We start from the raw sequence: 582 nt of genomic DNA, 5'->3' as shown, positions 1-582 counted from the left end.
TTACAGAGCAGATCCGTTTCCTGTTCAATGAAGTGGAGGTATTTGACCAGCCCAAAAAGGAAGAAGTTACCGCTGTGGCTGCTCATACGCGCCACAAAAAGCATGAATATACCCTGGACAACATCCCGGAAGGCATGCCCACGGAGGTGGTAGAACACCGTCTGGAGGGTGAGGAACTGGTGTGTCCCCAATGCGGAGATACCATGGCGGAAATCGGTGTGGAAGTGGTCAAACGGCTCAAGATTGAGCCCATCCGTTTGGTTGTGGAGGAACACCGTTACCACACTTACGCCTGCCGGACCTGCGACCAGGAGGACATTAAGACGCCGGTTATTAAAGCACCCCGGGAGAAGAATATCATCCCCGGCAGCTTTGCCACACCGGAAGCCGTGGCCCACATTATGACGCAGAAATTTGTGATGGGCAGTCCGCTGTACCGACAGGAGCAGGAGCTGCGTCGCCAGGGTATCTCTTTGAGCCGGCAGACCATGTCCAACTGGATCCTGCGGGCAGCGGAGGATTATCTGACCCCAGTGTATGAGCAGCTGCATAAAGAGCTGCTTGGCAGAGCGGTGCTCCATG

Annotated in this window: 1 protein-coding gene; it reads left to right on the top strand. The window is 55.2% G+C overall.

Going from position 1 to position 582, the window contains the following annotated elements; all coding sequences use genetic code 11:
• On the top strand, nucleotides 1-582 hold a 582-nt coding region (locus B5F35_RS18300; RefSeq protein ID WP_140401309.1), incomplete at both ends, for an IS66 family transposase.

The sequence above is a fragment of the Anaeromassilibacillus sp. An200 genome (genome assembly GCF_002160025.1).
Taxonomy (GTDB): domain Bacteria; phylum Bacillota; class Clostridia; order Oscillospirales; family Acutalibacteraceae; genus Caccousia; species Caccousia stercoris.
Note: the sequence above shows the minus strand (reverse complement) of the source record. Positions and strands in the feature narration are given on the sequence as shown.